This window comes from Aurantibacter crassamenti, from assembly GCF_016811105.1.
GTDB lineage: Bacteria > Bacteroidota > Bacteroidia > Flavobacteriales > Flavobacteriaceae > Aurantibacter_A > Aurantibacter_A crassamenti.
On the sequence record NZ_JAFBGM010000001.1, the window covers coordinates 2,810,730 to 2,819,620 of the forward strand.

Below are 8,891 nucleotides of genomic sequence, written 5' to 3' on the forward strand. Positions count from 1 at the left end.
AAGAAAGAAGATAGTTTTTCTTAAGAAAAGTTGATAATCGTTTTGTTAATTATTGGCATGATAAGATTTAGCGTTTTATTTGACAGACGCATAGATTTTATCGTGTTTAACTGATTCATATTATGCACATCAGAAGCAATGAAATCTATCAAACCTTCCTCTAATAATTTATGTGCTGTTTTTTGAACTTCCTTGCCATAAAAATCAGTCAATGAGAGAAGGTTTAATTGAAATAAAATTCCCTTGTCTTTATATTTTCGATATTTTTTAATACGATTATGTAGAAATACATAACGTTCAGGATGCGCCAAAATCGGGAATAATCTATTTGAAGCTATTTTTTGCACTGCAATCTCAAAATTAATTGAAGGTTGTAAGTAAGACATTTCAATCAAAATATAGGTTTTAGCCAATGGCATTACTTGATTCTGTTCTAAAATATCTTCAAAATTTGAATCAATCATATGTTCTGCTGCTGCCGAAAGATCAACATTTTGCAATTCGGACATTGTTATTGCATTTTTTAAAATGTCATATGCCTTGGTTATAGAAACAATATCATTTGGATAATAATTATGCATTATATGAGGAGTTGCAATAAACTTGCTACAACCAATTTCTGTAAATGTTTTTATTAATTCAAGCGAATTTTCTACAGTTTTGGCTCCATCATCAATTCCAGGTAGAATATGGTTATGAATGTCAATAAACCCTTCAAGGTTATCTACTAAAAACTTTTTCTTATTGAATATTTGTAGCATAGAATGTAAATCAAAACACAAAAATACGCTATCCTATTTTAAATAAAATATACCATGAATTATATAAACATATTTCAACCTATGTAGTTACCATAAAGTGCTTTAGGTTTATTGTCTTAGGATATTTTATTTGGATGCAAAACTTTATATGGTTAAATACAATTTTATGATTTAGTCACTTAGAGTTTATTTTTATAGGAGATATGTACTTAGTTGATATTTATACTTCAATAAAAAAATTCCTTAAATAACCAAAGTTTGTTACTCTAGTTATTTAAGGAATGAATTTTATCTACCGATTAATATATAAATATCCCGATTTAGATTTTACTTTGCTATTATTTAGATACTTAATTATATAGAAATAAACGCCTACTGGAAGTTCTTCATTGATATTTACTGTCGCCCTACCATTTGATACTCCTTTGAACGCATTGGCTTCATTATCATAACCTTGAGTTTCAAAAACTTTGACACCCCATCGGTTATATATTTCTACTGTATTATCAGGGAATTGATCAATAAATCGTATGCTAAAGGCTCCTTCATTTAAATCCGGACTTACTAGGTCTGAAACTATCTCAATATCACAAGCTACTCCGTTTGGTGGTGTTCCACCTATAGAATCACAACCATCCAATGGACTTGTTTGATCTGTAACTTCTTGACCGTCGATAATACCATCGCCATCGGTATCGTCATTATCAGGATCAGTGCCTAATGCCTCTTCATCAGCAGTTGACAATCCATCATTATCACAATCACTTTCTGGTAAAGGTGTACCACCATCTGAATCACAATCATCTAAAGGATTTGTATTATCATTAAACTCTTCTCCATCAGAAATACCATCTCCATCAGAATCTGAATTAAAAGGATCTGTACCTAAACTAGCTTCTTCAGCATTAGTAAGACCGTCTTGATCACAATCTGTGGTATCTAGTGGCGTACCTCCAATAGAATCACAATCATCTAATGGATCTGTACCATCAATTAATTCTTGATCATCTTGAATTCGATCGCCATCGGTATCACAAGTAATTTCGTTTGGTGGTGTTCCACCTATAGAATCACATGAATCTAAAGGATCTGTACCATCAACGTTAACCTCTTGTCCGTCGTCAATTCCATCACCATCCGTATCTCCATTTTCAGGATCAGTACCTAAGGCATCTTCTTCGCCATTCGTTAACCCATCACCATCACAATCATTAGTAGCAATGCTTATGCAATTATCTACCACAACAGTAGCTGTAGTCGAATCACAATTTGTTGGATTTAAGTTTTCACAAACAGTATATGAAATAACATAGGTGCCTTCAGTAGCGTTACTTGGTACTGATATCGTACCATCACTATTAATAGCCAAGCCAACCAAACCGTCATTATCATCAAGGGTTATATTGATGTCTGTATCATTTACAGGAGTACCATTTAAGGTGTCATTCGTGGTTACATCGCCTGCAATTCCACCACTGACGCCATTAACTGGAGTACTACTGAAATCATCTGCTACAGCATCTATTGGTGCAATACCAACTTCAATGGTTACAGAAGTAGTATCACAATTACCCGGATTCAGGTTTTCACAAATTGAATAGGTAAGTACATAGGTGCCTGCAGGTGTATTAGAAGGAATAACTATATTACCGTCATTCTCGATAGATACTCCGTTGAGTCCGCCATTATCTGTTAAAGTAATATTGATGTCTGCATCATTTACTGGTGTATTATTTAAATTATCGTTAGCAGTTACATCGCCTGCAATACCACCATCGATGCCATTAACTGGTATGGCACTGAAGTCATCAACAGTAGCTTCTATCAAAGCAGCTTCAACTACTACTGTGAAAATAGCCGAACTACAATTTGTCGGATTCAGATTTTCACAGATAGAATATGTTACATCGTAATTACCAACTGGAGTGTTTGCAGGAATAACTATTGTGCCATCAGGATTAATACCTACTCCATTAAGACCGTCATTATCAGCTACCGTAATATTTATTTCAGAATCGATTACGGCCACACCATTCAATTCGTCATTGATTGTTACATCACCTGCAATACCACCATCTTTTCCATTTACTGGATTTGCACTTAAATCATCAGCATTTGCCTCTATGACAGCTTGATTTACTGTTACATCAATACTTGCCGTTTCACAATTCGTTGGATTTAAGTTTTCACAGATCGAATACACCAATGTATAAGTACCTGCTGGTGTATTTGGCGGTACTACCACAGAACCATCATTGTTAATTGCTACACCCGACATACCTCCATTATCTGCAATGGAAAGTATAACATCTGCATCATCAACAGCAACTCCGTTTAATAAGTCATTTGTAGTTGCATCACCAGCAATTCCACCATCTTTTCCATTTACTGGAGTCGCGTTGAAATCATCATCATTAGCAACCAGACTTCCTTCAGCTACGGTAATAGTGATATTTGCAGCTTCACAATTTGTAGGGTTCAAGTTTTCGCAAATCGAATACGCTAAGGTATATGTGCCAGCAGGAGTACTCGGTGGTACAGCAACTGTTCCATTAGCATTTATTGAAGCACCTGAAATTCCTCCATTATCAGTAAGCGTAATACTTAAATCAGCATCGTTAACCGGGTTGCCATTTAGTAAATCATTAGCCGTAGCGTCTCCTGCAATACCACCATCTTGTCCGTTGATTGGTGTACCACTGAAATCATCTACATTTGCTACCAATGTTGCCTGTGCAACTACTACATTTACTGTTGCGCTATCACAATTTGTCGGATTTAAATCTTCACAAATAGAATAGGTTAAATTGTAATTTCCGGCAGGCGTATTTGGTGGAATTACGAGTGTGCCATCATTGTTAATAAGTGCACCAGAAATACCACCATTATCGGTTAAACTGATATTGATATCATTATCATCAACTGGGTTGCCATTCAACATATCATTTGCCGTTAGGTCACCAGCAACACCACCAGTTTTACCATCAACAGGTGTACCTGAAAGATCATCTGTGACTGCATCTAAAGTAGCAGCACCAACAACTATAGTCGCCGTAGTGGTACTACAGTTACCAGCATTCAAGTTTTCACAAATAGTATAAGTTAAGGTATATGTACCTTCAGGTGAATCTGATGGCACAATAATAGCTCCGTTGTTATTAATAGCAACACCGAATAAACCACCGTTGTCATCCATGTTGATATCAATTTCATTATCATCAACTGGATTTCCATTTAAAAGGTCGTTAACCGTAACATCACCAGCAATACCACCGTTTTGTCCACTTACTTCATTGGTGCTGAAATCATCTACAACAGCCGTAATAATTGCTGCTGAGACCACAATATCAATAGCTGCAGCATCACAATTCGTTGGATTTAATACCTCACAAATGTTATACGTAATGGTATAGGCACCCGCTATAGTATTTTGAGGAATATCAATGGTGCCATCTGGGTTTATAGTTACACCATTTAGACCTCCATTAGCTGTAATTGTAGCCGTTACGTCAGAATTTGCAAAAGCTGCATTATTCAAGGTGTCATTATCAAAAACACTTGTTGTTGTACCGCCAGTATATCCGTTTACAGGACTAGCAGAAAGGTCATTATCAACTGCGTCAATTACTGGTGGCGTAACCACTATAGTTACCACCGCATTATCACAGTTTCCTGGATTCAGTTTTTCACAAATTTGATAAACAACACTATATGTACCTGCCTCTGTACCTGCTGGTACAGTGATATCGCCATTTACATCAATACTTACACCCGTAATTCTTCCATCATCAGTAACTACAATATTTACTTCGGATGCAAGAACAGGATTTGTATCTAGTTCATCATTGGTAATAACATTTCCAGCAGTACCTCCGTCAAAACCGTTTAAGGTTGTTGCAGAAAAATCATCATCAATTGCATTAATATTACCAGCGCCGATTTCAATAATTGCAGAAGCTGAATCACAGTTTCCTGGGTTTGTAAGTTCGCATATAGTATAGGTAATAGTATAAGTTCCAGCTGCGGTTCCTGATGGTATGTTTATTGAACCATTGGTTCCGATAGTAGCTCCTGAACCACCATCTGTATCTAGCGTTGTTGTTACATCTGCTGGATCTACTGGCACTCCATTTAAGGTGTCATTTCCTAGTACACTACCTGCTGAGCCTCCAAAGTTACCATTGACCGTAGTGGCTGAAAAATCGTCATCAACTGCATCAATTACAGGAGCACTTATTACTACAACTACCGTTGCGGTATCGCAATTTGCTGTGTTTAAAGCTTCACATATTTGATATGTTACCGTATATGAACCAGCGGTAAAATTCTGTGGAATCTCAAGTGTTCCATCTGTATTAATAGTGATACCCGTAATTCCACCATCATTTACAATCGAAGGAATCACACTTGTTGAAGCAAAAGCTACACCATTAAGTTCGTCATTGGTATAAACCGTTGCTGTTGTTCCACCATCAAAACCATTCACAGGAGTACCTGAGAAATCATCATTTACGGCATCTATTACAGCTGCTGTCACCAAAATAGTTATGGTAGCCGAATCGCAATTAGTAGGATTCAAGTTTTCACAAATAGTGTAAACTACGGTGTACGTACCTGCCGGTGTATTCGGCGGCACAATAAAGTTACCATCATTATCAATACTGGCATTTGTTAATCCTCCATTATCAGAAATAAAGATATCACCATCATCAACCGGTTGACCATTTAAGGTATCATTTGCTGTAACGTCACCAGCTATTCCACCTTCAAGACCATTTACAGGGTTACCGGTAAAGTCATCGTCTGTTGCTCCTAAAACTGCAGGTTGTACTAATACAGTTACTGTTGCAGTATCACAGTTAGAAGGATTTATTTTTTCGCAAATATTATAGGTCACAGTATACGTATTGGCAGCTGTATTTTGGGGCACAGTTAATGTACCATCTGCATCTACGCTAATTCCACTCAACCCACCATTATCTGTTATGGTAATTACGATATCACCATCTACAACTGAAATTCCATCTAAAGTATCATTCGTAGTCACATCACCAACAGCGCCACCATCTTGACTATTCACTGGGTTACCACTAAAGTCATCATTCACAGCATCGATTGCAGCGGCTGTAACCACAACTATAGCCGTAGCAGCGTCACAATTACCTGGATTTAAGTTTTCACAAATACTATATCCGATGGTATAAGTTCCAGCAGGAGTACCTGAAGGAACGGTTACAGAACCATCTGTATTGATAGTTGCTCCATTTAAGCCGTCAGCATCAGTAAGTGAAATTGTAATTTCTCCGTCAACAACTGCAACACCATTTAAGGTATCGTTGATGGTTATATCACCTGCAGTACCACCCGTTTTTCCATTAATAGGATTTCCTGAGAAATCATCATCAACAGCATCTATTGGTGAAGCAGTAACCACAACGATTACGGTTGCTGAATCACAATTAGCTGGATTCAAATTTTCACAGATATTGTAGGTTAATGTATACGTACCAGCGGGGGAATTTGAAGGTACATTTATAGCACCGTTTGTTCCAATATTCGCACCCGAAAGTCCATCATTATCTGTTAGCGTGATTGTAATATCACCGTCATTTACAGCTACACCGTTTAAGGTGTCATTGGTTGTAATATCACCTGCGTTTCCACCCGTTTTTCCATTAATAGGATTTGCTGAGAAGTCATCATCGACAGCATCAATTACTGCAGCCTCAACGATAATCGTAGTTGTTCCTGAATCACAATTTGTAGGATTCAGATTTTCACAGATATTGTATACAATATTATAGGTGCCAGCTGGAGAGTTTGCCGGTATTGTTATATTACCATTAGGACCAATATTAACGCCGTTTAATCCATCCGTATCCGTTACTGTTATCGCGATATCATTATCATTTACGGCCACACCGTTTAATGTATCGTTAGTTGTTACATCACCTGCAACACCTCCAATTTTACCATTAATAGGACTTCCAGATAAATCATCATCATTCGCTACTATAGCTGCAGCTTCAACTACAATTATAGCGCTAGCTGAATCACAATTTGTTGGATTTAAGTTTTCACAAATACGATATACTACGGTATATGTTCCTGCAGCTGAATTAGTGGGAACATTGAATGAACCATCCGCATTCAGAGTAATTCCTGTTAGACCATCATTGTCTGTTACAGACATAGTAATTTCATTGTCTAACACGGCTACGCCATTTAGTGTATCATTCAGTGTTGCATCACCTGCGACTCCACCATTTTTACCATTGATTGGATTCCCTGAGAAATCGTCATCAACAGCGTCTATTGGGGCTGCATCTACAATCACTACGATGGTCGCAGAATCACAATTGGTAGCATTTAGATTTTCACAAATATTGTAAGTCAAAGTATAGATTCCAGCAGGAGTATTTGATGGTACAATTAAAGAACCATCTGTATTTATACTTACGCCTGTTAATCCATCATTATCTGTAATAGTAATATTGATATCATTATCATCAACCGGAGCACCATTCAAGGTATCATTTGTAGTTACATCACCTGCAGTTCCCCCATCTTTTCCATTTACAGACGTAAGATCTGTAGGTGTGTCATCATTATTTGCAACAATAGGAGCAGCTTCCACAACTATGGTAGCAGTACCCGTATCACAGTTTGTAGTATTTAGTTTTTCACAAATACTGTAGACCAGATCATAGGATCCAGCAGTTGTTCCTGCAGGTACAGAAATCGTACCATCGGTTGCAATAGTTACTCCTGTTAATCCGTCAATATCGGTTATGGTAATATTGATGTCATTGTCATCAACAGCGACTCCATTTAAGGTGTCATTAATCGTTACATCACCTGCATCACCACCAGTAAACCCGTTTACGGCAGTAAGTTCAGTAGGAGTTGCATCATCATTTACCACAATGGAAGCAGCCTCAACCACAACTGTTGCAATAGCTGTATCGCAATTTGTAGGATTTAATTTTTCACAAATTTGATATACAATATCATAGGACCCGGCAGGAGTTTCTGCAGGAACAGAAAGTATACCGTCTGCAGCAATTGTTACCCCTGTTAATCCGTCAATATCAGTAATGGTAATATTGATTTCATTGTCATCAACAGCGACTCCATTTAAGGTATCGTTTGTGGTAACATCACCAGCATCTCCTCCTATGAAACCATTAACACTTGTCAAATCAGCAGGTGTTGCATCATCAATAGAATGGATTGATGCAGGCTCAACGGTAATTGAAACGGTTGAGGTATCACAATTTGCAGTATTCAACTTTTCACAGATAGTATATTCAATATCGTAAGTTCCGGCAGCCGTTCCTGAAGGAATAGTAACATTACCATCGGTACCAACAGTAGCTCCGATAGTATTGGTTAATCCGTCTAATGTTATGTTGATATCATTGTCATCAACCGCTACTCCATTAAGAGTGTCGTTTGAAGTTATATCTCCGACAATTCCGCCGACATATCCATTTATACCTGTAAAATTGTCTTTTACGCCATCAATAGGAGCAGCAGCAACTACAATTGTAACAATAGCCGTATCACAATTGGAAGTATTTAATTTTTCACAAATACTATACTCTACATCATAAGAACCAGCAGTGGTTCCTGCAGGTACGGTTATGGTACCATCAGTTGCAATGGTCACGCCTGTTAATCCGTCAATATCAGTAATGGTAATATTGATGTCGTTGTCATCAACAGCGACACCATTTAAGGTATCATTAATCGTTACATCACCCGCATCACCACCTGTAAATCCGTTCACAGGACTAGCGGAGAAGTCATCGGCCACAGCAACAATAGGAGCAGCTGAAACTACGATTGTAGCAATAGCCGTATCACAATTGGAAGTATTTAATTTTTCACAAATACTATACTCCACATCATAAGACCCAGCAGTAGTTCCTGCAGGTACGGTTATGGTACCATCAGTAGCAATGGTTACACCTGTTAATCCGTCAATGTCAGTGATGGTAATATTGATATCATTGTCATCAACAGCAACACCATTTAAAGTATCATTGATGGTTACATCTCCGGCATCGCCACCTGTAAATCCGTTCACAGGACTTCCTGAGAAATCATCCGCAACAGCAACAATAG

At 37.6% G+C, this 8,891-nt stretch carries 2 protein-coding genes; both read right to left on the reverse strand.

The window, feature by feature from the left end; translation table 11 throughout:
* Positions 1 to 20 precede the first annotated feature (20 nt).
* A complete protein-coding gene (locus tag JQC67_RS11595) occupies positions 21 to 761 on the reverse strand; it encodes a tyrosine-protein phosphatase (protein ID WP_203252972.1) in 741 nt (246 codons plus the stop codon).
* A gap of 292 nt (positions 762 to 1,053) precedes the next feature.
* Complete coding sequence (locus JQC67_RS11600; RefSeq protein WP_238934608.1) at positions 1,054 to 8,853, reverse strand: gliding motility-associated C-terminal domain-containing protein; 7,800 nt, start codon at positions 8,851 to 8,853, stop codon at positions 1,054 to 1,056.
* Between the last annotated feature and the right edge of the window lie 38 nt (positions 8,854 to 8,891).

Coding starts and splice junctions, on each gene's coding strand:
- JQC67_RS11595 (WP_203252972.1), bottom strand. CDS start 761: ATGCTACAAATATTCAATAAGAAAAAGTTTTTAGTAGATAACCTTGAA.